At 62.8% G+C, this 25,972-nt stretch carries 23 protein-coding genes and 1 pseudogene; 20 read left to right on the plus strand and 4 right to left on the minus strand.

Going from position 1 to position 25,972, the window contains the following annotated elements; genetic code table 11:
* Positions 1 to 11 precede the first annotated feature (11 nt).
* Positions 12 to 1,814 carry an acyl-CoA dehydrogenase gene (locus TU79_RS13640; RefSeq protein WP_057008468.1) on the plus strand — a complete coding sequence of 601 codons (1,803 nt, stop codon included), beginning with the start codon at positions 12 to 14 and terminating at the stop codon, positions 1,812 to 1,814.
* Here TU79_RS13640 and TU79_RS13645 read toward each other — a convergent pair.
* Entirely contained in the window at positions 1,811 to 2,101 is a 291-nt protein-coding gene (locus TU79_RS13645; RefSeq protein WP_057008469.1) for a cell division protein ZapA, read from the minus strand. The genes TU79_RS13640 and TU79_RS13645 overlap by 4 nt on opposite strands.
* On the minus strand, positions 2,098 to 2,328 hold the full coding sequence (locus tag TU79_RS13650) for a hypothetical protein (RefSeq protein WP_057008470.1): 231 nt from the start codon (positions 2,326 to 2,328) through the stop codon (positions 2,098 to 2,100). The genes TU79_RS13645 and TU79_RS13650 overlap by 4 nt, the downstream gene beginning before the upstream one ends.
* Before the next feature lie 293 nt (positions 2,329 to 2,621).
* On the opposite strand from TU79_RS13650, the pseudogene TU79_RS26930 reads away from it, so the two are divergent.
* The 6 genes and pseudogenes from TU79_RS26930 to TU79_RS13675 all read left to right on the plus strand — a co-directional run.
* Positions 2,622 to 3,377: pseudogene (locus tag TU79_RS26930) on the plus strand (MCP four helix bundle domain-containing protein); the annotation flags it as partial.
* Entirely contained in the window at positions 3,369 to 4,232 is an 864-nt protein-coding gene (locus TU79_RS26935) for a methyl-accepting chemotaxis protein (protein WP_428839035.1), read from the plus strand. The pseudogene TU79_RS26930 and the gene TU79_RS26935, both read left to right, overlap by 9 nt.
* Positions 4,233 to 4,615: 383 nt before the next feature.
* Positions 4,616 to 6,358, plus strand: coding sequence for a potassium/proton antiporter (locus tag TU79_RS13660; RefSeq protein ID WP_057008472.1), 1,743 nt, complete (start codon positions 4,616 to 4,618; stop codon positions 6,356 to 6,358).
* 51 nt (positions 6,359 to 6,409) lie between these two features.
* Positions 6,410 to 9,793 carry a mechanosensitive channel MscK gene (gene mscK / locus TU79_RS13665; RefSeq protein ID WP_057008473.1) on the plus strand — a complete coding sequence of 1,128 codons (3,384 nt, stop codon included), beginning with the start codon at positions 6,410 to 6,412 and terminating at the stop codon, positions 9,791 to 9,793.
* A 48-nt stretch (positions 9,794 to 9,841) separates the two neighbouring features.
* On the plus strand, positions 9,842 to 11,305 hold the full coding sequence (gene selO, locus TU79_RS13670) for a protein adenylyltransferase SelO (protein WP_057008474.1): 1,464 nt from the start codon (positions 9,842 to 9,844) through the stop codon (positions 11,303 to 11,305).
* A gap of 11 nt (positions 11,306 to 11,316) precedes the next feature.
* Complete coding sequence (locus TU79_RS13675) at positions 11,317 to 11,883, plus strand: GNAT family N-acetyltransferase (protein WP_082638495.1); 567 nt, start codon at positions 11,317 to 11,319, stop codon at positions 11,881 to 11,883.
* Here the strand turns inward: TU79_RS13675 and TU79_RS13680 are convergent.
* Positions 11,876 to 12,277: a helix-turn-helix domain-containing protein gene (locus TU79_RS13680; protein ID WP_057008476.1), complete on the minus strand. Its 402-nt coding sequence runs from the start codon at positions 12,275 to 12,277 to the stop codon at positions 11,876 to 11,878. The genes TU79_RS13675 and TU79_RS13680 overlap by 8 nt on opposite strands.
* An 83-nt stretch (positions 12,278 to 12,360) precedes the next feature.
* On the opposite strand from TU79_RS13680, the gene trxC reads away from it, so the two are divergent.
* Positions 12,361 to 12,795, plus strand: coding sequence for a thioredoxin TrxC (gene trxC, locus TU79_RS13685; protein ID WP_057008477.1), 435 nt, complete (start codon positions 12,361 to 12,363; stop codon positions 12,793 to 12,795).
* A 1,178-nt stretch (positions 12,796 to 13,973) separates the two neighbouring features.
* On the opposite strand, the gene TU79_RS13690 is transcribed toward trxC, so the two are convergent.
* Positions 13,974 to 14,744: a ParA family protein gene (locus tag TU79_RS13690; RefSeq protein ID WP_003237260.1), complete on the minus strand. Its 771-nt coding sequence runs from the start codon at positions 14,742 to 14,744 to the stop codon at positions 13,974 to 13,976.
* 316 nt (positions 14,745 to 15,060) lie between these two features.
* Between TU79_RS13690 and TU79_RS13695 the strand changes: the two genes are divergently transcribed.
* The 12 genes from TU79_RS13695 to TU79_RS13750 all read left to right on the plus strand — a co-directional run bounded on the left by TU79_RS13695 (position 15,061) and on the right by TU79_RS13750 (position 25,969).
* Entirely contained in the window at positions 15,061 to 15,783 is a 723-nt protein-coding gene (locus tag TU79_RS13695; protein WP_057008478.1) for a beta-ketoacyl synthase chain length factor, read from the plus strand.
* Complete coding sequence (locus TU79_RS13700) at positions 15,759 to 16,571, plus strand: lysophospholipid acyltransferase family protein (RefSeq protein WP_057008479.1); 813 nt, start codon at positions 15,759 to 15,761, stop codon at positions 16,569 to 16,571. Before TU79_RS13695 ends, TU79_RS13700 begins: the two co-directional genes overlap by 25 nt.
* Positions 16,549 to 16,818 (plus strand): phosphopantetheine-binding protein, encoded by a 270-nt coding sequence (locus TU79_RS13705; protein WP_057008480.1) that lies wholly within the window; start codon positions 16,549 to 16,551, stop codon positions 16,816 to 16,818. Before TU79_RS13700 ends, TU79_RS13705 begins: the two co-directional genes overlap by 23 nt.
* Before the next feature lie 9 nt (positions 16,819 to 16,827).
* Entirely contained in the window at positions 16,828 to 17,082 is a 255-nt protein-coding gene (locus TU79_RS13710) for an acyl carrier protein (RefSeq protein ID WP_057008481.1), read from the plus strand.
* Positions 17,079 to 17,624 carry a COG4648 family protein gene (locus tag TU79_RS13715; protein WP_057008482.1) on the plus strand — a complete coding sequence of 182 codons (546 nt, stop codon included), beginning with the start codon at positions 17,079 to 17,081 and terminating at the stop codon, positions 17,622 to 17,624. Before TU79_RS13710 ends, TU79_RS13715 begins: the two co-directional genes overlap by 4 nt.
* Positions 17,621 to 19,291: an acyl-CoA synthetase family protein gene (locus tag TU79_RS13720; RefSeq protein ID WP_057008483.1), complete on the plus strand. Its 1,671-nt coding sequence runs from the start codon at positions 17,621 to 17,623 to the stop codon at positions 19,289 to 19,291. Before TU79_RS13715 ends, TU79_RS13720 begins: the two co-directional genes overlap by 4 nt.
* Before the next feature lie 86 nt (positions 19,292 to 19,377).
* Complete coding sequence (locus tag TU79_RS13725) at positions 19,378 to 20,112, plus strand: glycosyltransferase family 2 protein (RefSeq protein ID WP_057008484.1); 735 nt, start codon at positions 19,378 to 19,380, stop codon at positions 20,110 to 20,112.
* Positions 20,109 to 21,044 carry a lysophospholipid acyltransferase family protein gene (locus TU79_RS13730; RefSeq protein ID WP_057008485.1) on the plus strand — a complete coding sequence of 312 codons (936 nt, stop codon included), beginning with the start codon at positions 20,109 to 20,111 and terminating at the stop codon, positions 21,042 to 21,044. Before TU79_RS13725 ends, TU79_RS13730 begins: the two co-directional genes overlap by 4 nt.
* Complete coding sequence (locus tag TU79_RS13735; RefSeq protein ID WP_057008486.1) at positions 21,028 to 22,569, plus strand: HAL/PAL/TAL family ammonia-lyase; 1,542 nt, start codon at positions 21,028 to 21,030, stop codon at positions 22,567 to 22,569. Before TU79_RS13730 ends, TU79_RS13735 begins: the two co-directional genes overlap by 17 nt.
* The gene (locus tag TU79_RS13740) at positions 22,562 to 22,987 is read left to right on the plus strand and encodes an acyl-CoA thioesterase (RefSeq protein WP_057008487.1); all 426 of its coding nucleotides are present in this window, start codon (positions 22,562 to 22,564) and stop codon (positions 22,985 to 22,987) included. Before TU79_RS13735 ends, TU79_RS13740 begins: the two co-directional genes overlap by 8 nt.
* Positions 22,984 to 23,667 (plus strand): outer membrane lipoprotein carrier protein LolA, encoded by a 684-nt coding sequence (locus TU79_RS13745; protein WP_057008488.1) that lies wholly within the window; start codon positions 22,984 to 22,986, stop codon positions 23,665 to 23,667. Before TU79_RS13740 ends, TU79_RS13745 begins: the two co-directional genes overlap by 4 nt.
* A complete protein-coding gene (locus tag TU79_RS13750) occupies positions 23,651 to 25,969 on the plus strand; it encodes an MMPL family transporter (protein WP_057008489.1) in 2,319 nt (772 codons plus the stop codon). The genes TU79_RS13745 and TU79_RS13750 overlap by 17 nt, the downstream gene beginning before the upstream one ends.
* The last annotated feature ends 3 nt before the right edge of the window (positions 25,970 to 25,972 follow it).

Below are 25,972 nucleotides of genomic sequence, written 5' to 3' on the forward strand. Positions count from 1 at the left end.
GGTAAGCCGCCATGTCCGAGACGCTGCTCAGTTCCCGCAATCTGGCTTTCGAGCTGTATGAAGTCCTCGATGCCGAGGGCCTGACCCAGCGCGAGCGGTTTGCCGAGCACAACCGCGAAACCTTCGATGCGGCCATCAGCACCGCGCGCTCCATCGCCGAAAAGTACTTCGCGCCGCACAACCGCAAAAACGATGAAAACGAACCGCGCTACGAAGACGGCAACGCCATCCTGATTCCGGAAGTGAAACCGGCGGTGGAGGCGTTCCTCGAAGCCGGCTTCCTCAACGCAGCACGCAGCTTCGAAGCGGGCGGCATGCAACTGCCCACCCTGCTGTCGCAAGCCTGTTTCGCGCATTTCCAGTCGGCCAACGCTGCGTCCACGTCCTACCCGTTCCTGACCATGGGCGCCGCCAACCTGATCGAGAGCTTCGGCACTGAGGAGCAGAAGCAGCGCTTCCTGCAGCCGATGATCGACGGGCGTTTCTTCGGCACCATGGCCCTCACCGAACCCCACGCCGGTTCGTCCCTGTCGGATATTCGTACACGCGCCGAGCCGGCGGCTGACGGCAGCTACCGCCTCAAGGGCAACAAGATCTTCATCTCCGGCGGCGACCACCCGCTGTCGGAAAACATCGTGCACATGGTGCTGGCCAAGCTGCCGGATGCGCCGGCCGGGGTGAAGGGCATTTCGCTGTTTATCGTGCCCAAATTCCTGGTCAACGACGACGGCAGCCTCGGTGAGCGCAACGATGTGCTGCTGGCCGGGCTGTTTCACAAGATGGGCTGGCGCGGCACGACATCAACCGCGCTCAACTTCGGCGATAACGGTAACTGCGTCGGTTATCTGGTGGGCAAACCGCACCAGGGCCTGAGCTGCATGTTCCAGATGATGAACGAGGCGCGGATTGGCGTGGGCATGGGCGCCGTGATGCTTGGTTACGCCGGTTATCTGTATTCCCTGAACTACGCGCGCGAACGCCCGCAAGGTCGTCTGCCGGACAGCAAGGACCCGGGCACCGCGCCGGTATCGATCATCCAGCACGCGGACATAAAGCGCATGCTGCTCACCCAGAAAGCCTACGTTGAAGGTGCCTTCGACCTGGGCCTGTACGCTGCGCGGCTGTTCGATGACACCACCACGCTGGCCACCGACACCGAGCGCAAGCAGGCCCATGAACTGCTGGACCTGCTCACCCCCATCGTCAAATCCTGGCCGTCGGAGTTCTGCCTCAAGGCCAACGAACTGGCGATCCAGATCCTCGGCGGCCACGGTTATACCCGCGAATACCCGGTGGAGCAGTACTACCGCGACAACCGCCTGAACCCGATCCACGAGGGCACCCACGGCATTCAATCGCTGGACTTGCTGGGGCGCAAGCTCGCGCAGAATGGCGGCGCAGGCCTCAAGCAACTGATTCGATTGATCGCCGAGACGGGCGCACGGGCCCAGGAACACCCGTCACTGACCGCGCTACGCGAACCGCTGGAACAGTTGGTCACCCGGCTGCAAGGCGTAACGCTCGGCCTGCTCAGCGACCTCGCTCAGGGCAAGGTCAACAGCAGCCTGGCGAACTCGGCGCTGTACCTGAAAGTGTTCGGGCACACGGTGATCGGCTGGCGCTGGCTGGAACAGGCGATTCGCGCCGAGGAAGGGCTGGCCAAAGGCAATGCCGCGGACGCAGCCTTCTATAAAGGCAAGCGCCAGGCCGCCCGGTATTTCCTGACCTGGGAAGTACCGGGTTGCCATCACGAACTGGACATTCTGGAGGCGCGCGACGACACGTGCCTGGGGATGCAGGATGAGTGGTTCTAGGACTGGATCGCCTTGGAAATCACCTCGACCGTGGCGCTGACTTGCTCTTGGTAACGGTCGAGTTCCTGCTGGTGACGCTGCTGCATCTCGATCTGCTCGGCGCACAGATTGAGCGCGGCCAGTACCAATAATTTGTCACCGATCAGGGTCGGGTACTTTTTCTTGGTGGTGGCCAGGGATGCCTTGAGCATCGTCACGGCGTGCAACAGGGTCTGGTCTTCCCCGGCCGGCGCCTTGATCGAGTAATCCTCACCGAGAATCGAAACGACCTTTATCCCATCGTTCATGCGCTCACAGGCCCTGCGCTCACGCGCTCAACCAAGGCCTGGATGCGCGCGGCGGTGGCGCCGTGCTTTTCTTCCTGCTCCATCAGGTTCAGTTGCAGGCTGTCGTTTTCATCCCTGGCGCTGGCCAGTTCCGCCTTGAGGGATTCGTTGCTGCTCAGCAGGGCTTGATTGTGCTGTACCAGGTCGCTGACCAGTTGTTCCAGTTGGCTGAGTGATGCTTCTAACATTTTGATTTCTCGAGCTTTTTAAAAGGGCGGTGACGATAAAGAAAATTCACCTCGGATGCCAGGGTTTATCCCCGGCACGCAGCCCGATATTCCGGGGCCGGGCCACGCTTTCGAGCCTTAGTGACTGCAATAACCCCATCTGGTTCCTGAATCGATCAAAGCCCTGACCGGCTGCGACAAAAGCGCACGCCCGCTTCAGACTTCGGCCACTGTGCCGATAGCGCATGCACACCCCGTCTCATGGCCGCATGGATCGCGCTTCACCCCAGGATTCCAGCATGTCTCTTCGTAATATGAATATCGCGCCGCGAGCCTTTTTGGGCTTCGCGCTGATTGGTGCACTCATGTTGTTTCTCGGCGCGTTCGCCCTGAACCAGATGAGCAAGATCCGCGCGGCCACCGAAGACATCACCCTGGCCAGCGTGCCCAGCATTCGCGCCCTGGATGATTTCACCCAGTTGACCCTGCGCCTGCGGGTGCTGTCGTACCGCCTGCTGACCAACCGCGAGCCGGACGTGCAGCAGAAAACCCTGGAAGCCTTCGACCTGCGTAACCAGCAGATCCGCTCGGCCCAGGGCATCTATGAAAAGCTGATCGAAGGCCAGGAAGAACGCGCCGCCTACGACGAATACGTGCGTCTGCTCGGCCAGTACCACCAGATCGAAGAGCGCATGAAGAGTTTGTCCCGGGCCAACCAGATCGACGAACTGCGCGTATTGCTCAACACCGAGCTGCTGAGCAATTCCGAGCAGGTCAACGCGGTATTGGCGCGGTTGCTCGACATCAATAACAAGATGGCCCTGGCCACCAATCAGGAGGCCACGGATCAGTACAGCTCGGCCTTCAATCTGGTGGTCGGCCTGCTGGCGATCACCACCCTGATGACGGTGGTGTTCGCCTGGCTGCTGACCCGCAGCATCACCTCGCCGATCTCTCAGGCACTGGAGGCCGCCGAAGAAATCGCCGAAGGCAACCTCACGCGTCCGATCAAGGTCGACGGCAACGACGAAGCCGGTCGCCTGCTGGCGGCCATGGCCAAGATGCAGGAAAAACTGCGCGACACCCTGCAACGCATTTCCGGCTCCGCCACCCAGCTTGCGTCGGCAGCCGAAGAGCTGAACGTCGTGACCGACGAAAGCGCCCGTGGCCTGACCCGGCAGAACAACGAAATCGAACAGGCCGCCACCGCCGTCAACGAGATGACCAGCGCCGTGGAGGAAGTCGCGCGCAATGCCGTCAGCACCTCCGAAGCGTCGCGCAACGCCACGACGTCTGCCGGTGACGGCCGTGACCTGGTGCAGGAAACCGTGAGCGCCATCGAGCGCATGAGCGGTGATGTGCAAGCCACCGCCACCCTGATCGGCGAACTAGCCAATGAGTCCCGCGATATCGGCAAGGTGCTCGACGTGATCCGTGGCCTGGCCGACCAGACCAACCTGCTGGCCCTGAACGCGGCGATTGAAGCGGCACGTGCCGGAGAAGCCGGGCGTGGCTTTGCCGTGGTGGCCGACGAAGTACGGGCGCTGGCCCATCGTACCCAGCAATCAACCAGCGAAATCGAACGCATGATCGGCAGCATTCAGTCCGGCACCGAACACGCGGTGGATTCGATGCGCAACAGCACCGAACGCGCCGAATCGACGTTGAGCATCGCCAAGGGGGCGGGGCTGTCGCTCGATACCATCAACACGGCGATTGTGGAAATCAACGAACGCAACCTGGTGATCGCCAGCGCCGCCGAAGAACAGGCGCAGGTGGCGCGGGAAGTGGACCGCAACCTGGTGAATATCCGTGACCTGTCGGTGCAATCGGCGACCGGCGCCAGCCAGACCAGCGCAGCAAGCAGCGAGCTGTCGCGCCTGGCGGTGGATTTGAACGGGATGGTGGGCCGCTTCCGCCTCTGACTGACTGCACCGGTTCAAACATGTGGGGCCCTCAAGGTCTTCGAACGGTGGCGAGCGGGCTTGCCCGCGTTGGGCTGCGCAGCAGCCCCAAACCCAGACCCTGAGCACTATCAGGTACACCGCGTTTTCCTCAATTGGGGGCGCTTCGCACCCCAACGCAGGGCAAGCCTGCTCGCCAAAGGGATAGGGGTTTCCTGAAATAGTTAGTCGGTAGATTTGATACCGACACACCGCTATCGAGAGCCAGTCCTTCCCGCATTTGATCTGTGCGAATCGGAAAAAGCTTTTTGACAGCGCAGCAATTCAACAGGTTAGAATCGCTGGCACGCAGACTGCATGGTCAGTTTGCGCCCCGTCCTGATTTGCTCACGGAGTAACTGCCTTTGAATGCGACAACCATCAACAGCCTGTTCCTGATCGGCGCGTTGCTGGTGAGCGCAAGCATTCTGGTGAGCTCTCTTTCGTCCCGCCTGGGTATTCCGATTCTGGTGATCATCCTGGCCGTGGGCATGGTCGCCGGCGTCGACGGCGGCGGCATCATTTTCGATAACTACCCGACCGCCTACCTGGTGGGCAACCTCGCCCTGGCCGTGATCCTGCTCGACGGCGGCCTGCGCACGCGGGTGGCGAGTTTTCGCGTGGCGCTGTGGCCGGCCTTGTCGCTGGCTACGGTGGGGGTGCTGATCACCACTGGCCTCACCGGCATGGCGGCGGCCTGGCTGTTCGACCTCAATATCATTCAAGGCCTGCTGATCGGCGCGATTGTCGGCTCCACCGACGCCGCAGCGGTGTTTTCGCTGCTGGGCGGCAAGGGCCTGAACGAACGGGTCACCGCCAGCCTGGAAATCGAATCCGGCAGCAACGACCCGATGGCGGTGTTTCTCACCGTCACCCTGATCGACATGCTCGCCAGCGGCCAGACCGGCCTGCACTGGAGCCTGCTGACGCACCTGGTGCGCGAGTTCGGCATCGGCGGCATCATCGGCCTGGGCGGCGGCTGGCTGATGCTGCAGATGGTCAACCGCATCAACCTGGCGGCGGCCCTGTATCCGATCCTGGTGATCGCCGGTGGCCTGTTCGTGTTCGCCTTGACCAACGCGCTGCACGGCAGCGGCTTCCTCGCCGTGTACCTGTGCGGCCTGGTGATCGGCAACCGGCCAGTGCGCAGCCGTCATGGCATTTTGCATATGCTCGACGGCATGGCCTGGCTGGCGCAGATCGGCATGTTCCTGGTGCTGGGCCTGCTGGTCACCCCCCATGACTTGCTGCCTATCGCGTTGCCCGCCCTGGGCCTGGCGCTGTGGATGATTCTGTTTGCGCGGCCGCTGTCGGTGATGGTGGGCCTGCTGCCGTTCAAGGCCTTCCACGGCCGCGAAAAGGCCTTTATCGCCTGGGTCGGCCTGCGTGGCGCGGTGCCGATCATCCTCGCGGTGTTCCCGCTGATGGCCGGCCTGCCCCATGCACAGCTGTATTTCAACCTGGCGTTCTTTATCGTGCTGGTCTCGCTGCTGGTGCAGGGCACGAGCTTGCCGTGGGTGGCCAAGCTGCTCAAAGTCACCGTTCCGCCAGACCCCGCCCCCATCTCCCGCGCCGCCCTGGAAGTGCACGTCACCAGCGAGTGGGAGCTGTTCGTCTACCGCCTGGGCGCCGAGAAATGGTGCATCGGCGCAGCCCTGCGCGAACTGAAAATGCCCGAGGGCACACGGATTGCCGCGCTGTTCCGTGGTCAGCAACTGCTCCATCCGTCGGGTAGTACGGTGCTGGAAGTCGGCGATCTGCTCTGCGTGATCGGCCACGAACACAACCTGCCGGCCCTCGGCAAGCTGTTCAGCCAGGCGCCGCAACGCGGCCTCGACCTGCGCTTCTTCGGCGACTTCGTCCTTGAAGGCGACGCCCAGCTGGGCGCGGTCTCGGCCCTGTACGGGCTCAAGCTCGACGGCATCGACCCGGACATGCCGCTCAGCCGCTTCATCACGCAAAAGGTCGGCGGCGCGCCGGTGGTGGGCGACCAGGTGGAGTGGAACAACACCTTATGGACGGTCGCGGTCATGGACGGGAACAGAATCGGAAAAGTCGGCGTCAAATTCCCCGAAGGAAGTCGCCCGGGTCCCGGACTCTTCCTCTAAACTGCGGGGCCACGACGCCCCCCGATTCTTCACCTAGCACGACCGGTCTCTATGCCAACCCTGCGCACTTTTCTCGCCTCCGCCCTGCTGGGCCTGACCCTTTGCGTCGGCACCGTCAACGCTGCCGAACCGCCCAGCGCCGACGCCATCCAGCAAACCCTGGACAAGCTGCCCGACCGCAAGCTGCCCGACGCCGACATGAAGGCGTTGCAGGGCATCCTGCAACAGACCCTGACCTACCTGGGCAACCAGCAGGATTACGAGCAGCGCCTCGCTGACCTAAAGCGTCAGCTGGCCGAAGCGCCGCGCGAAACCATCGACAACCAGCGCGAGCTGGCGCGCCTCAAGGCCACCAAGCCGATCCCCGTGGCCCAACGTTACGCCAACCAGCCGGTGTCGCAGCTGGAGCAACTGCTGGTGCAACGCACCACGCAGCAAGGCGATCTGCAAAAGGCGCTGGCCGACGCCAACAGCCTGACCATCGCCGCCCAAACCCGCCCGGAACGCGCCCAGACCGAAATCAGCAGCAGTCAGACGCGCATCCTGCAGATCAATTCGATCCTCAAGACCGGCAAGGATAACGGCAAGGCGATCAACGCCGACCAGCGCAACCAGCTGAACGCCGAACTCGCCGCGCTGAATGCGCTGATCCCCTTGCGCCGTCAGGAGTTGGCCGGCAATAGCCAACTGCAAGACCTGGGCAACAGCCAGCACGACCTGATCCAGGAAAAAACCGCACGCCTGGAACAGGAAATCCAGGACCTGCAAACCCTGATCAACCAGAAGCGCCTGGCCCAGTCGCAACAGACGGTCACCCAACAATCCATCGAAGCGCAGAAAGCCGGTGGCAGCAGCATCCTCGCGACCGAAAGCGCCGAGAACCTGAAACTCTCCGACTACCTGCTCAAAAGTACCGACCGCCTCAACGATCTGACCCAGAAAAACCTGCAGACCAAGCAGCAACTGGACACCGTCACCCAAAGCGATTCGGCGCTGGACGAGCAGATCAACGTGCTCAAGGGCAGCCTGCTGCTCTCCAAGATTCTCTATAAACAGAAGCAGGCCCTGCCCCACCTTACCGTGGACCGCGATCTGGCCGACGATATCGCCAACATTCGCCTGTACCAGTTCGAGGTCAACCAACAGCGCGAGTCGATCAGTTCGCCCAGTGCGTATGTGGATAAACTGCTGGCCAATCAGCCTCCAGACGACGTCACCCCGCAACTGCGACGCACCCTGCTGGAACTGGCGGTCACCCGCAGCGACCTGCTCGAACGCCTGAGCCGCGAGCTGAGCGCCCTGCTCAACGAATCCATCACCCTGCAACTGAATCAGAAACAACTGCTGAGCACCGCCACCACCCTGCGCGCCACGCTCGATGAGCAGATGTTCTGGATCCCCAGCAACAAGCCGCTGGACGCCGAGTGGCTGGAAACCGTACCCGCGCACCTGAGCAAGCAGATCACCACGCTGCCGTGGGCCTCCAGCGTCAGCGAACTGTATGACGGCCTGACCCAACGCCCGCTGCTGTTTCTGCCCTTGCTGCTGTTGATCGGCGCGCTGTTGTGGCGGCGCAAGGCGCTGTACCACCGTTTGAACCGGGTCCACCTGGACATCGGCCACTTCAAGCGCGACAGCCAGTGGCACACGCCCCAGGCCCTCCTGATCAACATCCTGCTGGCGATGCCGGTGTCCCTGGGCCTGGCGCTGTGCGGCTATGCGCTGCAGATCGACGCCCGTGGGCAAAACGCCAACCTGGGCTCGGCCCTGCTGCAGCTTGCCCAGGCATGGCTGGTGTTCTACACCGCCTATCGCATCCTCGCGCCGGGCGGCGTGGCCGAACTGCACTTTCGCTGGGAGAAACCCCAGGTCCAATTTCTGCAAGGCTGGGTACGCAAGCTCGGGCTGGTGGTGCTGGCCCTGGTGGCAGTGGTGGCGATTGCCGAACACCAACCGGCGGCGCTGGCCGACGACGTGCTGGGCATCGCCGTGGTGCTCACCTGCTACGCCTTGATGGCCTGGCTGCTGAGCCGCCTGCTGCTCAACAGCCCGACCCACGAGAAAGCCTCACTGTTTCGCAAGGTCGCGGGCATTCTGTTTACCGCCCTGCCCGTCGCGCTGTTTGTCGCGGTGTGCTTCGGCTACTACTACACCGCGCTCAAGCTCAGCGACCGCCTGATCAACACCCTGTACCTGCTGATGTTGTGGCTGGTGATCGAAGCCACGTTCGTGCGCTGGCTCAGCGTTGCCGCGCGGCGCCTGGCCTACGCGCGGGCCCTGGCCAAACGCCAGGCCGCCAAGGAAGCCGGTGAAGGCGAAGCGGTGGTTGAAGAGCCGACCCTGGACATCGAAAAGGTCAACGAACAATCCTTGCGCCTGATCCGCCTGGCCCTGCTGGGAGGCTTTATCGCCGCGCTGTATTGGGTGTGGTCGGACCTGATCTCGGTATTTTCCTACCTGGACAACGTCACGCTCTACGAATACACCAGCGGCACCGGCGCCAACATCAGCATGGTGCCCATCAGCATCGGCGACCTGCTCGGCGCGCTGATCATCGTCGGCATCACCTTCGCCCTGGCGCGCAACCTGCCCGGTCTGCTGGAAGTGCTGGTGCTGTCCAAGCTGGAGCTGGCCCAGGGCAGCGCCTACGCCATCACCACCTTGCTGTCCTACGTGATTGCCGGCTTCGGTATTGTGTCCACCCTCGCCACCCTCGGCGTGAGCTGGGACAAGTTGCAGTGGCTGGTCGCGGCGCTGTCACTGGGTATCGGCTTCGGGATGCAGGAAATCTTCGCCAACTTCATCTCCGGCATCATGATTCTGTTCGAGCGTCCGGTGCGCATCGGCGACACCATCACCATCGGCAACCTGTCGGGCACGGTGAGCAAGATCCGCATCCGCGCCACCACCATCACCGACTTCGACCGCAAGGACATCATCGTCCCGAACAAAACCTTCATCACCGGGCAATTGATCAACTGGTCGCTGACCGACACCATCACCCGCGTCACCTTGAAACTCGGGGTGGACTACGGCTCCGACCTCGATCTGGTGAGGGAATTGCTGCTCAAGGCCGCGCGGGAAAACCCACGGGTGTTGAAAGACCCGGAACCCCACGTGTACTTCCTCAACTTTGGCGAAAGCACCCTTGACCACGAGCTGCGCATGCACGTGCGCGACCTGGGCGACCGCAACCCGGTGCTGGACGAGGTCAACCGCTACATCAACAGCGAATTCAAAAAGCAGCACATCAACATCTCGTTCCGCCAGATGGAGGTGTACCTGAAAAACATGCACGGGCAGGAATACAAGCTGGTGCCAGTGGAAGACGAACACAAGACCCTTGTCGGCCCGGTTCCAGAGCCTGAAGTACCCGAACCGCCTGCCGCCAACGTGGTGGACGCACCGGAGCCGCCGCCGAGCAAACTCGACTAAACCGTCCTTCCCCAGCAGAATGCTCGGACATTCTGCTGGAGATGGCCGGTGAAAGCCCTCGACGAACTGACCTTCGACAACCGCTTCGCACGCCTGGGCGATGCGTTCTCAACCCACGTGCTGCCAGACCCCCTCGACGAACCGCGCCTTGTGGTGGCGAGCGATGCCGCCATGGCGTTGCTCGACCTCGACCCGGCCGTGGCCCAAACGCCGGTATTCGCCGAACTGTTCAGCGGCCATAAATTGTGGGAAGCCGCAGAACCGCGGGCGATGGTTTATTCCGGGCATCAGTTTGGCGGCTACAGCCCGCAACTGGGCGATGGGCGCGGACTGCTGCTGGGCGAGGTGTATAACGCGGCGGGCGAGCACTGGGACCTGCACCTGAAGGGCGCCGGCATGACGCCTTACTCGCGCATGGGCGATGGTCGCGCCGTGCTGCGCTCCTCGATTCGCGAATTCCTCGCCTCCGAAGCCCTGCATGCCCTGGGCATCCCCAGCAGCCGCGCGCTGTGCGTGATCGGCTCCAGCACGCCGGTGTGGCGCGAAAAACAGGAACGCGGCGCGATGGTCCTGCGTCTGGCCCCGAGCCATATCCGCTTCGGCCATTTCGAATACTTCTACTACACCAAAAAGCCCGAGCAGCAGGCAGAGCTTGCCGAGCACGTACTCAACCTGCACTACCCCGAATGCCGCGAGCAGCCCGAGCCGTACCTGGCCATGTTCCGCGAAATCGTCGAACGCAACGCCGAGATGATCGCCAAGTGGCAGGCCTACGGCTTCTGCCATGGCGTGATGAACACCGACAACATGTCGATCCTGGGCATCACCTTCGACTTTGGCCCCTTCGCGTTTCTCGACGACTTTGATGCGCACTTCATCTGCAACCACTCCGATCACGAAGGGCGCTACTCCTTCAGCAATCAGGTGCCCATCGGCCAATGGAACCTCAGCGCGCTGGCCCAGGCACTCACGCCGTTTATCAGCGTGGACGCGTTGAAGGAAGCGCTGGGTCTGTACCTGCCGCTGTACCAGGCCCACTACCTGGACCTGATGCGCCGCCGACTGGGGCTCACGACCGCCGAAGAGGAAGATCAAAAGCTGGTGGAGCGGCTGCTCGCGCTGATGCAGAACAGTGGCGTGGATTACACGCTGTTCTTCCGCCGCTTGGGCGATGAATCGCCAGCACTGGCCGTAGCGCGGTTGCGCGATGATTTTGTCGATAGAGCGGGGTTTGACGCCTGGGCCGACCAGTACAAGGCCCGTGTTGCGCGGGACGGGGAATACAGTGAAGAACAGCGCCGCGCACGGATGCACGCGGTTAACCCGCTGTATATCCTGCGCAACTATTTGGCACAAAACGCCATCGCCGCCGCCGAGTCAGGAGATGACAGCGAGGTTCGGCGATTGCATGAGGTGCTGACCAAACCGTTCGAAGAACAAGTGGGAATGGAACAGTACGCGCAGCGCCCGCCCGATTGGGGCAAGCATTTGGAGATCAGTTGTTCGTCGTAAGGAGGCGGATCGTGAGGTTTTCCGACATACCAGCAGCACTGTTACGCAGCACCCATTTACAGCTTGCCGCGCCGACAATCGACAAGGCAGAGCAGATGCACCGGCTGATTCAGGACTTCACCCAGCCCCACACCGACTTTCTGGTGTGGGCAAACGGCCGCAACAGCCTGGAAGATGCCCGCGCCAACCTGCAAACGGCTGTGGATAACTTCAACGCCGATCAGAACGAATACAAGTTCCTGATTATCGACAACAGCTGCGACGCGCTAGTCGGTTGCATCAGCCTGTTTATCCGTGACCTGCGCATCCCGCACCTGGAAATCGGCTATTGGATCGGCACCGACAGCATGGGCAAAGGCTACGCCAGCGAAGCCTGCGCCCTGGTGCGCGACCTCGCCGTTGAGTTCTTCAACGCCAAACGAATCGACCTCACCACCGCCCGCCGCAACACCCGCAGCATCAACGTGGCAGAGCGGTGCGGGTTCGAATGCGAGGCGGTGCTGTCCAATGCACGGGTCGATAATGCAGGGGTGGTGGACGACACCTGCGTGTATGTGTTCAAAGGTGCGTCTAGATAAACGTTTCCACCGACACGCCAAATCGATCCGCCAGCCAGCGGATCTGCCGCAGGTTGAGCTGGCGTTTGCCGTCGACGATTTCAGCGACGACGGCCTGGGTGCCAATGCCCGAAAGATCGCCGGGTCTCAGGCCATGCTCTCGCATCATCGAGCGCAACACGTCGACCCCGCTGGCGACGGGCATTGGGCGATGCTCATGATCGTAGCCTTCGATCCAGTCAGCCATGATATCCAGCAGCCCTTTCAGCGGGTGAGCTTCGCTTTCGCCCACAATATCGAGTAAATCATCGAGCGCTTTCACCAAGCCGTCATAGTCGCGTTCGTTTTGGGGCTTGGTCAGCAGCGATGAAACAAAGGGCCAGTGTTCAATCGCGAGTTTTAGATCGTCGTTCATGGGTTGTCACTTCTTGTAGAGGCTTGATAAACCGACCGTCCGGCTCCAGATTGAACCCATTGGCCAAATCCGAGGAGCCCACCATGTCCGAACCGCTTGTAATCCCCTGCCCTCATTGCAATGGCCTCAACCGCATCCCCGGTGAACGCCTGAGCGATGCCCCAAAATGCGGGCGCTGCAAACAGCCAGTGTTGCTGAAAAAGCCGTTTGAGCTGAAACAGGGCGATTACGCCAGCCAGATCAAGGGCGACTTGCCGTTGCTGGTGGATGTGTGGGCGGAGTGGTGTGGGCCGTGCAAGTCGTTTGCGCCGGTGTTCGAGCAGGCGGCCAGGCAGCTCGAGGGCAAATGCCGGCTGGCCAAGCTGGACAGTGAAGCGAACCAGCAGTTGTCGGCGCAGTTGGGGATTCGGTCGATTCCGAGTTTGATCCTGTTCAGAAATGGCCGGGAAGTGGCGCGCCAGAGTGGAGCGTTTCCACTGCCGCAGCTGATGAGCTGGTTGCGAAGCCAAGGGGTGTAACCCGCCCTTGAAACCGGCGCAGTCCAATGTGGGAGGGGGTTTCGTAACTGTTAAGGACTAGCGTTTCGGTGGGGAGGTTGGGTGTGATGTTGTAAAGATTGCTAGCTGTCATGGTCATTCCCGGATTGGCCCGCCCTCACCTCGCTACTAAACAAGGGGTGGCAGCTGTACGCAGGTTAGTAGACCGGGGGAACGGCGCAAAGCCGGCGCACCCGAAGGTGCCCTACGCACAGCCACCATCAAGCACAGACAGAATCTGCTGGATGAAGCTTGTGCACTTTACGACGCTCTTCGGGCTACTAAACCCGATCGCTGAACATTCAGCGACCGGCAAACCTTAGAGCCCCCATTCAGACGCACAAGCCGGCGGATTCTGGCGTAGTTGTAGGTAACGAGACAAGACTTGCCCGCTATTGCAGAGCTGTCCTACAGCCTTTGTAAGAGAAATTCCCGAACACAAAGGAGAGCCTAAAGAGTGTGGGGCTCTGCGTGCCTTAATTTGGCGGAAAACTGTGAATAAACACGAATCTTCTCTAAAAAATTCTCCGCATATACACCGTGCCGTACGCAGGAACGCACTTAACTTGGTCACTCACGAAGTGACAGTCGGCGTGAGGTATGCATGAGGAATCTTTGCTAGACTCCAAATGCGCCGCACAAAGTAAACACTCGTTAAGTTATTCGCATACCCAATCGACAGGACCAGGAATGTTTAACTCATTGACCCAGGGCATATGTAATATCTTATTGGTTGGTTGCCTGCTCTACCTGAGCGCAAGCTGGCTAATTTCTCCCTCAGAAGTCAACTTAGACGAGCTTGTATATAAACAATCGCTCGGAAACGGCAACTCATCTACGGAGCCCGCGACAATCGCGGGGGAGCAACAGTAGCCTTTTCTTATCGCTACTATATTTCGAAGGAAGTTGAGGATGATGAACAAGCGTTGAAAGCACTAAAAGAAATCAACCCTTTCTTGATAACCAAAAATCCAGATACCTCTGCACAGATAGTAGATGGCACGTTCTATCTATCCACTCGCGGAAGAATTTATGAATTCAGTAGTTATGCTCTTGAGAACGTTCAGGGCGCGAGTGCTATTAAAGTAATCATGACATTGTAAATATCAATGTGGGAGGGGCTTGCTCCCTCCCACAGTTTTTTTGAGCTGAATCTTGCCTCAAGTGCTCTCAAGCAAGTTATGCAACTGCACAAACTGCTGCGTCAGCTTGTGCCGTGGGTCCAGGTGAATCAGCGGTTTGCTCTCCTGGTGCGACTCGCGCATGCGCACCGAGCTGGCCAGGTATACGGGCAACACCGGCAACCCTTCGGCAATCAACTCGTCCAGCATCTGCTGCGGCAGGCTCGCGCGGGCCTGGAACTGGTTGACCACGATGCCTTCCACTTCGAGGCTTTCGTTGTGGTCTTCCTTCAATTCTTCGATTTCCGCCAGCAGGCCGTAAAGGGCCTGGCGCGAAAAGCTGTCGCAGTCGAAGGGGATCAACACGCGATCGGCGGCGATCAGCGCCGAGACGGCATAGAAGTTCAGGGCCGGCGGCGTGTCGAGGTAAATACGGTCGTAATCTTCGCTCAGTTCGTCCAGCAACTTTCGCAGTTTGTTGATCTTGTGCTTGGCCTCGAGCTTGGGTTGCAGGTCGGCCAGCTCCGGCGTTGCGGTAATCACATGCAGGTTGTCGAACGGCGTTTCGTAGATATCCACCTTGTTCTTCTTGGAAAACGGCCCGGAAGACAGGGTTTGCTTGAAAAAATCGGCGATTCCCATGGGGATATCGTTACCGGTCAGCCCGGTGAGGTACTGGGTAGAGTTGGCTTGTGCATCGAGGTCCACCAACAGGGTTCGATAGCCTTCGCTGGCGCTGACCGCCGCCAGGTTGCAGGCGATGCTGGACTTGCCGACCCCGCCTTTTTGATTGAACACCACACGCCGCATGGGGAAACCTCCGGGTATCAATGAATGCCCGAGTGTAGAGGGCAAAAGCGCCTGTTAGCTACCTCGTTGATCACTGCATTGGAAGCCGGTCCCATACGCTAAAAAAGGAAAGCTCCGACAACCCATTTCTGTCGGGGGTCAAGCACAATCCGTAACCTTCCCCTCGCAAGGTTCAATAAATCGTGAACAATTATTTACCAATGTTTGCTAGAACCTCGCAGCACCGGGATAATGCGCGCCATTCGGCCCTGCGCTGTCCCGGAAAACCGGGACATCGGTGGCACATGGAAGCCCGCAGGGGCGGGATAACTTCTCAGTGATCAACTTCAGCATCGCCCAATGGCGCGCCTGGGCTCCTGGCCTCGACAGCGCGGACGACTGGCACGCCTGGTGCCGGGCCCCGGTGTTGCTGCCCGCCAGCGAAGCCTCCCCTGACGTGTCATTTTTGCCGGCCATGCAGCGTCGGCGCCTCAGCCGCCTGGCGCGCATGGCGTTCAGCGTGGGTTGGCCGCTGGCCGAGGGCCTGCCGGACCTGCCGCTGGTATTTATTTCCCGGCATGGCGAAACTCCGCGCACCCTCGACATCCTCAGCGACCTCGCCAATGACGAACCCCTGTCGCCCACCCAGTTCAGCCTGTCGGTGCACAACGCGGTGGTGGGGCTGTGGTCGATTCTGCGCAATGAGACCAGCGAAATGACCGCCCTGGCCGCCGCCGGCGACGGCCTCGAACACGGTGTGCTCGAAGCCGCCGCGCTGCTCAACGAAGGCGCGCCGGCGGTGTTGCTGGTGATCACCGAAGAACAGCCGCCCGCTGCCTATGCCGGCTGGATTCACGACGTACCGTTCCCCTATGCCCTCGGCCTGCTGCTTACGCCCGGCGACGAGTGGCAGCTGGAACTCACCGGCAGCACTGTCCAACCCTCGACTGTCGCCCAGTGGCCCCACGCGCTGAACCTGCTGCGCACCCTGCTCACTGAACAGGGAGCCTGCCAACATGCCTGGAAGAACCGAGTATGGAATTGGCAACGCAAGCTGTGAACGAGAAACCCCGGGACGCCTATTACTGGCGCCTGTTCGCCACCGCCGCGAGTTTTTTCCTGTTCGGCCTGGGCGGCCTGTGCCTGCGCCTGCTGGTGTTTCCGCTGCTCAGTTGCCTGCCCGGCGGCGCGGCGAAACATCAGCGCCGCGCCAGGCACACCATCAGCCGACTATTCTGGTTTTTCATTCGCCTGATGCAGCGCGTGGGGGTGCTGACCTACAGCGTCGAAGGCGCGGAAAAACTCGGGCGCCCCGGCCAGATGATCGTCGCCAACCACCCGTCGCTGATCGACGTAGTGTTCCTGATCGGCCTGATGCGCCAGACCAACTGCGTGATCAAACGCAGCCTGTTTCAAAACCCGTTCACCCGCGGCCCGGTGCGCGATGCCGGCTACCTCAGCAACGACGGCAGCGCCGACATGCTCGATGCCGCCGCCGACGCCCTGCGCGCCGGCCAAACCCTGATCATCTTTCCCGAAGGCACCCGCACCACGCCGGGCGCGCCGCCGGCCTTTCATCGCGGCGCCGCCGCCATCGCGCTGCGGGGCGCATCGGTCATCACGCCCGTGGTGATCAAGGTCAGCCCCACCACCCTGACCAAGGCCGAACCCTGGTATCGCATTCCCAAACGTCGATTTCACTTCAGTTTGCGCGTGGGTGCCGATATAGAACCACAGGCGTTCGCCTCACTGGGGCCTGCGCCTCAGGCCTCGCGCAAGCTCAACGATTACCTGCACCACTATTTCATTAAGGAGCTCGCCGAAGATGAGCGACCAACAACGCCTTGAGCGCGACATAAAGATGCTGATCATCGAGGCCCTGGGCCTGGAAGACATCAGCGTCGACGACATTGGCAGCGAACAGACCCTGTTCGGCGAAGGCCTGGGCCTGGATTCGGTCGACGCCCTGGAACTGGGCCTGGCGATCCAGAAGAAGTACGGCATCAAGATTGATGCCGACGCCAAGGACACCCGTAACCACTTCACCAACGTGGCCTGCCTTGCGGCGTTCGTCACAGCCAGACAGGCAGCTTGAGACCGGACCATGCAAACTCGTGACGATATTTTCAACACCCTGCGCGCGGCCCTGGTGGAACTGTTTGAACTGCCGCCGGAGCGCGTCACCCTTGACGCCAACCTGTATCAGGACCTGGAAATCGACAGCATTGATGCCGTGGACCTGATCGACCATATCAAGCGCCAGACCGGCAAGAAGATCGCCGCCGAGGAATTCAAGGCGGTGCGCACCGTCAACGACGTGGTTGAGGCGGTGTACCGCCTGGTCCAGCCCGCCGCATGAGCCGGTTGATCAGCCTTGGCCTGTTGCTGGCGGGGCTGCTGTACCCGTTTGCGGTGTACTACGGCACCGAGCACTTCGCCCCGTGGCAGTTCGGCCTGCTGTTGGGCAGCCTGTGGCTGTTGCGCGCCTTTACCGGTGCGCGACGCCCCGGCAGCCGCTGGATGGCGGTGGCGGTGATCCTGTTCTGTCTGTTGCTGGCGTGGTTCGACAATCCCTACCTGCTGCGCTGGTACCCAAGCCTGGTCAGCGCGTTCATGCTGGCCCTGTTCGGCCTGAGTCTCCTGTACGGTCCGCCAATGGTCGAGCGCATAGCGCGCATCACCGAGCCGGTGCTGGCGCCCAAAGTGGTTGCGTACACCCGCCAGGTCACCGTGGTGTGGAGCGTGTTTTTTCTGTGTAACGGCCTGCTCGCCGCCGCCCTTACCCTGTGGGCGCCGCTGAGCTGGTGGACGTTGTACAACGGCTTCATCGCCTACGGGCTGATGGGACTGTTGTTTGCCGTGGAATGGCTGATACGACAAAGGGTTCGAGGCCGCGTATGAAAGGTTTGAAACTTGAGCACCTGCTGCTTGAGCCACTGGAGCAGCGCCTGGTCACCACCGAGCCTGCGATGCACCATGCCCAACTGTGGACGCACGCCCTGAGCCTGGCGGCGGGCCTGCAGGCGCGCGGTATCCGCCGCCTGGCGGTGCACCTGGAAGACGCCGGCGTACTGGCGATTGCCCTGCTGGGCGCCTGGCGCGCCGGCGTGAGCGTGCTGCTGCCCGCCGACCTGCAACCGCACACGCGCCAACGCTGGGACGCATCCGTTGATGCCTGGCTGACCCAGGCGTCGGACCTCGACGCGCTGTACCAGGCGCCCCTGCCCGGCGCCGCCCTCGACCTGAATGCCTGCCAACTGAGCCTGTGCACCTCCGGTTCCAGCGGTGAACCCAAGCGCATCGACAAGACCCTGCGCCAATTGGCCAACGAAGTCGACGCGCTGGAAGCCCTGTGGGGCGCCGACCTCAAGGACGCGTGCATCATCGGCAGCGTTGCCACTCAGCATATTTACGGCTTGCTGTTCCGCGTGCTGTGGCCGTTGTGCGCCGGGCGCAGCTTTGGTCGCACCCAACTGGCGTTTTCCGAAGACCTGCAGCGCGCCAGCCGCGAACATCCCCGGTTCGCCTGGGTCGCCAGCCCCGCGCTGCTCAAGCGCATGGGCGACAACCTCGACTGGCCGGCGTTGAGCCAGGTGTCGCGGGTGTTTTCCTCCGGCGGCGCGTTGCCCGTCGAGGCCGCCGGCAGCCTGTACGATCGCCTGGGGCAATGGCCGACGGAAATCCTCGGCAGCTCGGAAACCGGCGGCATCGCCTGGCGCCAGGGCGCGCAACCCTGGCAGCCCTTTGCAGGCGTTGAGCTGAGCCAGGATGCCGACGGCGCGCTGCGTATCGCCTCGCCTTATTTGCCTGCCGGGCATATCGAACACACCGCCGACGCCGCACGCATCCATGCCGATGGCCGTTTCGAACTGCTGGGGCGCCTGGACCGCATCGTCAAGCTGGAAGAAAAACGCATCTCCCTGCCCATGCTCGAACAGGCCCTGATGGCTCACCCCTGGGTCACCGAAACCCGCCTGGGCGTGGTCCAGGAAAACCGCGCGTCATTGGGCGCCCTGGTGGTCCTGAGCGTCGAAGGCCTGCATGCCCTGCGCAATCAGGGCCGACGCACGGTGACCCAAACCCTGCGCCAGCATTTAAGCCGGCATTGCGAAGCTCTCGCCTTGCCACGGCGTTGGCGCCTGCTGCGTCAGCTGCCGCTCAACAGCCAGGGCAAGCTGCCCCAGGCCGAGGTAAACGCGCTGTTACTGGCGCCCCGGCCCAAAACGCCCGACGTACTGGAGCAGGTCGAAGCCAACGGCGAATGGACCCTGCAACTGAGCATCCCGCCGGACCTCGCGTATTTCAGCGGTCACTTCCCGGTCACACCGGTATTGCCAGGCGTGGTGCAGGTGGAATGGGCATTCAACCTGAGCCAACAACTGATGGACGTGCCGACCCGGTTTGCCGGCATGGAAGTGCTCAAGTTCCAGCAACTGCTGCGCCCTGGCGATACCCTCGAACTGCACCTGCGCTTTGACGCCCAGCGCAGCAAGCTGTATTTCGCCTATCGCAATGCCGACACCGCCTGCTCCAGCGGCAGGATTCAGCTGGAGAGGGCGAATGATTAACCTGTCGCAGCTGTTATGGCCAGTGGGCGTGTTGTGGCTAATGGGCTTGTTGTGGCGAGCGGGCTTGCCCGCACGGTGGGTGCCCCATGCATAACCCCTGCGCCCTGATCCCCGTCTACAACCACGAAGCCGCCGTGCCCGCCGTGGTCCGCAGCCTGCTCGCCAGCGGCCTGCCCTGCCTGCTGGTGGACGACGGCAGCAGCCCGGCCTGCGCGGCAGTGCTGGTGCAGTTGGCGACCCTGGAACACGTCACCCTGATCACCCTGCCCCACAACCTCGGCAAGGGCGGCGCCGTCATGGCCGGTTTCCGCGAGGCCGCACGCCTGGGCTACAGCCATGCGCTGCAAGTCGACGCCGACGGCCAGCATGATCTGCGTGAGGTCGAAACCTTTATCGACACCTCGCGCCGGCACCCCGACGCAATCATCTGCGGCTACCCCGAATACGACGACAGCGTGCCCAAGGGCCGCCTCTACGCGCGCTACCTCACCCACGTATGGGTGTGGATCAACACCCTCTCGCTGCAGATCCGCGATTCGATGTGCGGTTTTCGCGTGTACCCGCTGGCACCGGTGCTGGCGCTGATGGACACGGCCTACATCGGCACGCGCATGGATTTCGATTCGGACATCCTCGTACGCCTGGCCTGGCGCAACCAGCCGATGCGCTGGCTGCCGACCCAAGTGCATTATCCCGCCGACGGCCTGTCGCACTTTCGCCTGTTCCACGACAACCTGCGCATCAGCGCCATGCACACCCGGCTGTTCTTCGGCATGCTGGTGCGCGCGCCGATGATCCTGTGGCGACGGTGGCAGGCATGACCGACAACACCAAACACTGGGCCGACCGCGAAGAACGTGGCAGCTTCTGGCTGATGAAATTCACCGCCGTCGCCGCCCGGGTGCTCGGCCGGCGCCTGCTGAGTCCGTTGCTGTACAGCATCGTGTTGTACTTTTTCCTGTTCGGCCGCACCGCGCGCCAGAGCGCCTGGCAATACCAGCAGCGCCTGGCGCAGTGGAGCGGGCGCGATGAGCTGCGCCCCACACGGCGCAAGGTATTCGGCCAGTTCATGGCCTTCGCCGACTCCCTGCTCGACAAGCTCGACGTGTGGAACGGCAAACTGCGTCTGGAACAGATCGAAATCAACGACCCGGCGCAACTGCGCGGGCAATTGCGCGGCGAGCGCGGGCAGATGCTGGTGGGCGCGCACCTGGGCAACCTTGAGGTGTGCCGCGCGCTGGCGGAGATCGGCGAACAGGTGACCATGAACGTGCTGGTGCACACCAAGCACGCCGAACGCTTCAACCGCCTGCTGGGCGAGGCCGGCGCCACCCACTTGCGGCTGATTCAGGTCAGCGAGCTGGACCCGGCCACCATGCTGCTGCTCAGCCAGCGCCTGGACGACGGCGAATGGCTGGCGATTGCCGGCGATCGCGTGCCGCTGCATGGCGGGCGCACGGTGCGCGTGGACTTTCTCGGGCATGCCGCCGCGTTCCCTCAAGGCCCGTGGCTGCTGGCCGGCCTGCTCCAATGCCGGGTCAACCTGCTGATGTGCCTCAAGCACCAGGGCCGCTACCGCCTGACCATCGAGCCCTTCGCGCAACGGATCGAATGGAAGCGCAGCACCCGCGAACAGGTGATCGCCCTGTGGACCGCGCGTTACGCCGCACGCCTGGGCGAGTTCTGCCTGCAGGCGCCCCAACAATGGTTCAACTTTTACCCCTTCTGGAAGACCCATGATCCCGCACCCTGAGCCGGTCACCTTTGGCGAACGCCCCCTGCGCATCGAAGACGTGCTGGCCCTGGCCAACCGTCAGGCGCCCACGCGGTTGCAGGACGATGCAGCCTATCGCCAGCGCATTGCCAAGGGCGCGCAGTTCCTCGACTCGCTGCTGGACAAGGAAGGCGTGATCTACGGCGTGACCACCGGCTACGGCGACTCCTGCGTGGTGGCGGTGCCCTTGCAGCACGTCGAAGCGCTGCCGCGTCACCTGTACACCTTCCACGGTTGCGGCCTGGGCAAGCTGCTCGACGCCCAGGCCACCCGCGCGGTGCTGGCGGCCAGGTTGCAATCGTTGTGTCACGGCGTGTCCGGGGTACGCGTGGAGCTGCTCGAACGCCTGCATGCCTTCCTCGAACACGATGTGCTGCCGCTGATCCCCGAGGAAGGCTCGGTGGGCGCCAGCGGTGACCTGACGCCGCTGTCCTATGTGGCGGCCACCTTGTCCGGTGAGCGCGAGGTGTTGTTCCACGGCGAACGGCGCCCGGCCGCCGACGTGCACCGCGAGCTGGGTTGGGCGCCACTGGTGTTGCGTCCCAAGGAAGCCCTGGCCTTGATGAACGGCACTGCGGTGATGACCGGCCTCGCCTGCCTGGCCTTCGCCCGCGCCGATTACCTGCTGCAACTGGCCACGCGCATCACCGCACTCAATGTGGTGGCCCTGCAAGGCAACCCGGAACACTTCGACGAACGCCTGTTCGCCGCCAAACCGCACCCGGGACAGATGCAGGTCGCCGCATGGTTGCGCAAGGATCTGGCGATTGACGCGCCGACCGCGCCGCTGCACCGCCTGCAGGACCGCTACTCGCTGCGCTGCGCGCCCCACGTGCTCGGCGTATTGGCCGACAGCCTGAACTGGCTGCGCTCATTCATCGAGATCGAGCTGAACAGCGCCAATGACAACCCGATCATCGACGCCGAGCAGGAACGCGTGCTGCACGGCGGGCACTTCTACGGCGGGCACATCGCCTTCGCCATGGACAGCCTCAAGACCCTGGTGGCCAACGTCGCCGACCTGCTCGACCGGCAGCTCGCGTTGTTGGTGGACGTGCGCTACAACCACGGCCTGCCGAGCAACCTGTCCGGCGCACCGGCCGACCGCGCGATGATCAACCACGGTTTCAAGGCCGTGCAGATCGGCACCAGTGCCTGGACCGCCGAAGCACTGAAAAACACCATGCCGGCCAGCGTGTTCTCGCGTTCCACCGAGTGCCATAACCAGGACAAGGTGAGCATGGGCACCATCGCCGCCCGCGATGCGATCCGCGTGCTGGAGCTGACCGAACAAGTGGCCGCCGCCGCCCTGCTGGCCGCCAATCAAGGGGTGTGGCTGCGCGCCCGGGCCGAGGATGCGCGCCCGCTGCCACCGGCCCTGGCCGCCATGCACGTCGAGCTGGGCAAAGACTTTCCGCCCGTGATCGAAGACCGTGCCCTGGAAGGCGAATTGCGCCTGTGCCTGCAACGCATCGCCGCGCAACACTGGAGGCTGCATGCGTAGCCCCGGCGTGTTGCACTGCGACACTGAGATCCTCGTGCCGTTTTTCGACGTCGACACCCTGCATGTGGTGTGGCACGGCCATTACGTCAAATACCTGGAAGTCGCACGCTGCGCCTTGCTCGACAGGATCGGCCACAACTACAGCGCCATGCGCGAGGCGGGCTACGCCTGGCCGGTGATCGACATGCAATTGCGCTACGTGCGCGGCGCGGTGTTCGGCCAGACGATCAACGTGCGCGCCAGCCTGGTGGAGTGGGAGAACCGCTTGAAGATCAACTACCTGATCACCGACCTCGCCAGCGGCGAGCGCCTGACCCGCGCCAGCACCGTGCAAGTGGCGGTGGAAATCACCAGCCGCGAGATGCAACTGGTCTCCCCCACACTCTTCACCGACGCCGTCGAGAGGGCCTTGAAATGAGATCTCCTGTGGGAGCGGGCCTGCCCGCGAAAATCGTCAACGATAATGCGATCCGCCATGCACTGCGCAGCGTCCTCAGGTTTTTCGTGGGCAAGCCCGCTGCCACATTGATCGGGCTGTTGCTGAGTTTCAGCGCCCACGCTTTCGACCTGCAACAGCTCAGCGATCAACTGGCCAAACCCTCCGTGATCCACGGCAGCTTCACCCAGGAAAAACACCTGCGCGCCCTGCCCCAGCCCCTGGTCAGCAAGGGCACCTTCGTGCTCGCCAAGGACCACGGCCTGCTCTGGCTGCTGAAAACCCCGCTGCAACAGGACTACCGCATCAGCGCCCAGGGCATCGCCCGGCGTGAAGGCAACGGCTGGCAATTGCTGCCGAACAAGAGTGCCGGGGCTGAGCAGAACCGTCTGTTTCTCGCCGTGCTGCAGGGCGACAGCAGCGGCTTGCAGCGTGATTTCGAGCTGCACCTGCAAGGTGAGTCCACGCAGTGGAAGCTGACCCTGATTCCGCGCTCGCTGCTGCTCAAGCAGGTGTTCAATCAAATCAACATCGACGGCGGCGCGCTGGTGCACACCATCGAGCTGCAGGAGACCCAGGGCGACAGCACCGTGCTGCGCATGCAGGACAGCACCGCGAGCCTGCCCCTGACCGACGCGGAGCAACATGACTTTGCCCAGTGAGCGCCTGCTGCCGCGCCTGTTCCTGATCCTGCTGGTGGCCGTGCTGGCGCTGGCCGGCTGGCAGTGGCGCCACGGCGCGCCGCTGTCGGCCAACCTGATGGAACTGGTGCCGGGCAGTGCGCCGGACGCCCTGGAGCAGCAAGCCGAACACCGCATGCAGGAGCCGCTCAACCGCGAGATGCTGGTGCTGGTGGGGCATGCCGACCGCCAGCAGGCGGTGACCGTGGCGCAACAGTTGGGCGAGCGCTGGCAGGCCAGCGGGCTGTTTGAAAAGGTGCAGTGGAACCTGCAGGCCGACCTGCCGGCACTGCGCGAGCAATTGCTGCGCGGACGACTGGCGATGCTCGCGGCCAAGGACCGCGAGCAACTCATCGAACATCCCGAGGCGTTTATCCAGCAGCGCGTGCAATCGCTGTTCGACCCCTTCACCGGCTTCAGCCTGGTGCCGAGCCAGGACGACTGGCTGGGCCTCACCGGGCGTATCCAGAACAGCCAGCCGCAGCATGGCTCGGTGCAACTGGATATCGGCAGCGGTGCGCTGATTGCCGATGCCGACGGCAAAAGCTGGGTGCTGCTGCGCGCGCGCACCACCGGCAATGCCTTCGACATGCACCTGCCGCTGCAAGTGGCGGACCTGCTCCAGGCCAGCCGCGCCGAGGCCGCCGAACACGGCGCGCAACTGCTCGCGGCCAGCGGCCTGCTGTATGCGGCCAATGGGCAGCAGCAAGCCACGCGGGAAATCACCTGGGTCGGCGGCGGCGCGACGGTCGGCATTCTGCTGTTGCTGCTTCTGGCCTTCCGCCGCTGGCGCGTATTGCTCGCCTTCGTGCCGGTGGTCACAGGCATGCTGTTTGGTGCGGTGGCCTGTGTGGCGCTGTTCGGCCATGTGCATGTGATGACGCTGGTGCTGGGCTCCAGCCTGATCGGCGTGGCGGTGGATTACCCGCTGCATTACCTGTCCAAAAGCTGGAGCCTGAAGCCGTGGCAAAGCTGGCCGGCGTTGCGCCTGACTTTGCCGGGGCTGAGCCTGAGCCTGGCGACCAGTTGCATCGGTTATCTGGCGCTGGCCTGGACACCGTTTCCGGCGCTGACGCAGATTGCGGTGTTTTCCGCCGCAGGGCTGGTGGGCGCCTACCTCTGCGCCGTGTGCCTGCTGCCGGCGCTGCTCAAGGGCATTGAATTGCGCCCGGCGCAGTGGCCGCTGCGATTTGCCGAGGGCCTGTGGCGGCTGCGCGAGTCATTGCTGCAGCGCGTGCCGAGCCCGCTGTTGCTGGCGCTGGTGCTGTTGTTCTGCGCCGGCGGTGTATGGCACCTGAACAGCAAAAACGACATTCGCCAGTGGATCGGCGCACCGCCCCACTTGCTGCAGGAAGCCCAGGCCGTGGCACGGATTACCGGCTTTCAGCCCACCAGCCAGTTCTTCCTGGTGCGCGCAGACAACCAGCAACAGTTGCTGGAGCGTCAGGCCGCGCTGGGCCAGCGCCTGGAGCAACTGGTGAATATGGACAAGCTGCAGGGTTATCTGGCGCTCAACCAACTGGTCAGCTTGCCGGCCGAGCAACAGCAACTGCGCGATGCGCTGGGCAACCTGGCGCACCACTGGCAGCCGCTGGTGGACCTCGGTGTGCCGGCCAGCGCCCTGCAAGCCGAAGTGGCGCAGTTGCAGGCGCTGCCCACCGAAGACATCGACGCCGCCCTCAAAGGTCCGCTGGCCGAACCCTGGCGCACGCTGTGGCTGGGCCCGGTCAACGGCGGCGTGGCGGCAATGGTCAGTCTGCAGGGCCTGAACAATCCGGCGCTGCTGCGAGTGCAGGCCGTGGACTTGCCCGGTGTGCAGTTGGTGGATCGCCTGGGCGACCTGAACCGTGTGTTCGCCGCCACGCAGATCAGCGCCGCCGAACTCAAGTTACTGTCGTGTGTGCTGATCGTGGTGCTGCTGATGGTACCGTTCGGCTTCGGCGGCGCCTTGCGCATCGTTGCCCTGCCGTTGCTGGCCGCGCTGTGCAGCCTGGCCAGCCTGGGCTGGCTGGGCCAGCCGCTGACCCTGTTCAGCCTGTTCGGCCTGTTGCTGGTCACGGCCATCAGCGTCGATTATGCGATCCTGATGCGCGAGCAGATCGGCGGCCCGGCGGTCAGCCTGCTGGGCACGTTGCTGGCGGCGCTGACGACCTGGTTGTCGTTCGGCCTGCTGGCGGTATCGAGTACGCCGGCGGTGAGCAATTTCGGCCTGTCGGTCAGCCTCGGCCTGGCATTCAGCTTTATGCTGGCGCCCTGGGCCGCGCCGCGCAAACCCGCCTTATGAATG

The organism is Pseudomonas trivialis (assembly GCF_001439805.1).
In the GTDB taxonomy this organism is placed as follows: domain Bacteria; phylum Pseudomonadota; class Gammaproteobacteria; order Pseudomonadales; family Pseudomonadaceae; genus Aquipseudomonas; species Aquipseudomonas trivialis.

What these genes read in the sequence shown, in the direction of transcription:
- TU79_RS13640 (WP_057008468.1), top strand. Translation starts at nt 12, where the DNA reads ATGTCCGAGACGCTGCTCAGTTCCCGCAATCTGGCTTTCGAGCTGTAT.
- TU79_RS13645 (WP_057008469.1), bottom strand. Translation starts at nt 2,101, where the DNA reads ATGAACGATGGGATAAAGGTCGTTTCGATTCTCGGTGAGGATTACTCG.
- TU79_RS13650 (WP_057008470.1), bottom strand. Translation starts at nt 2,328, where the DNA reads ATGTTAGAAGCATCACTCAGCCAACTGGAACAACTGGTCAGCGACCTG.
- TU79_RS26935 (WP_428839035.1), top strand. Translation starts at nt 3,369, where the DNA reads ATGCAGGAAAAACTGCGCGACACCCTGCAACGCATTTCCGGCTCCGCC.
- mscK (WP_057008473.1), top strand. Translation starts at nt 6,410, where the DNA reads ATGCCAACCCTGCGCACTTTTCTCGCCTCCGCCCTGCTGGGCCTGACC.
- TU79_RS13680 (WP_057008476.1), bottom strand. Translation starts at nt 12,277, where the DNA reads ATGAACGACGATCTAAAACTCGCGATTGAACACTGGCCCTTTGTTTCA.
- trxC (WP_057008477.1), top strand. Translation starts at nt 12,361, where the DNA reads ATGTCCGAACCGCTTGTAATCCCCTGCCCTCATTGCAATGGCCTCAAC.
- TU79_RS13690 (WP_003237260.1), bottom strand. Translation starts at nt 14,744, where the DNA reads ATGCGGCGTGTGGTGTTCAATCAAAAAGGCGGGGTCGGCAAGTCCAGC.
- TU79_RS13700 (WP_057008479.1), top strand. Translation starts at nt 15,759, where the DNA reads ATGGAATTGGCAACGCAAGCTGTGAACGAGAAACCCCGGGACGCCTAT.
- TU79_RS13705 (WP_057008480.1), top strand. Translation starts at nt 16,549, where the DNA reads ATGAGCGACCAACAACGCCTTGAGCGCGACATAAAGATGCTGATCATC.
- TU79_RS13710 (WP_057008481.1), top strand. Translation starts at nt 16,828, where the DNA reads ATGCAAACTCGTGACGATATTTTCAACACCCTGCGCGCGGCCCTGGTG.
- TU79_RS13715 (WP_057008482.1), top strand. Translation starts at nt 17,079, where the DNA reads ATGAGCCGGTTGATCAGCCTTGGCCTGTTGCTGGCGGGGCTGCTGTAC.
- TU79_RS13720 (WP_057008483.1), top strand. Translation starts at nt 17,621, where the DNA reads ATGAAAGGTTTGAAACTTGAGCACCTGCTGCTTGAGCCACTGGAGCAG.
- TU79_RS13725 (WP_057008484.1), top strand. Translation starts at nt 19,378, where the DNA reads ATGCATAACCCCTGCGCCCTGATCCCCGTCTACAACCACGAAGCCGCC.
- TU79_RS13730 (WP_057008485.1), top strand. Translation starts at nt 20,109, where the DNA reads ATGACCGACAACACCAAACACTGGGCCGACCGCGAAGAACGTGGCAGC.
- TU79_RS13735 (WP_057008486.1), top strand. Translation starts at nt 21,028, where the DNA reads ATGATCCCGCACCCTGAGCCGGTCACCTTTGGCGAACGCCCCCTGCGC.
- TU79_RS13740 (WP_057008487.1), top strand. Translation starts at nt 22,562, where the DNA reads ATGCGTAGCCCCGGCGTGTTGCACTGCGACACTGAGATCCTCGTGCCG.
- TU79_RS13745 (WP_057008488.1), top strand. Translation starts at nt 22,984, where the DNA reads ATGAGATCTCCTGTGGGAGCGGGCCTGCCCGCGAAAATCGTCAACGAT.
- TU79_RS13750 (WP_057008489.1), top strand. Translation starts at nt 23,651, where the DNA reads ATGACTTTGCCCAGTGAGCGCCTGCTGCCGCGCCTGTTCCTGATCCTG.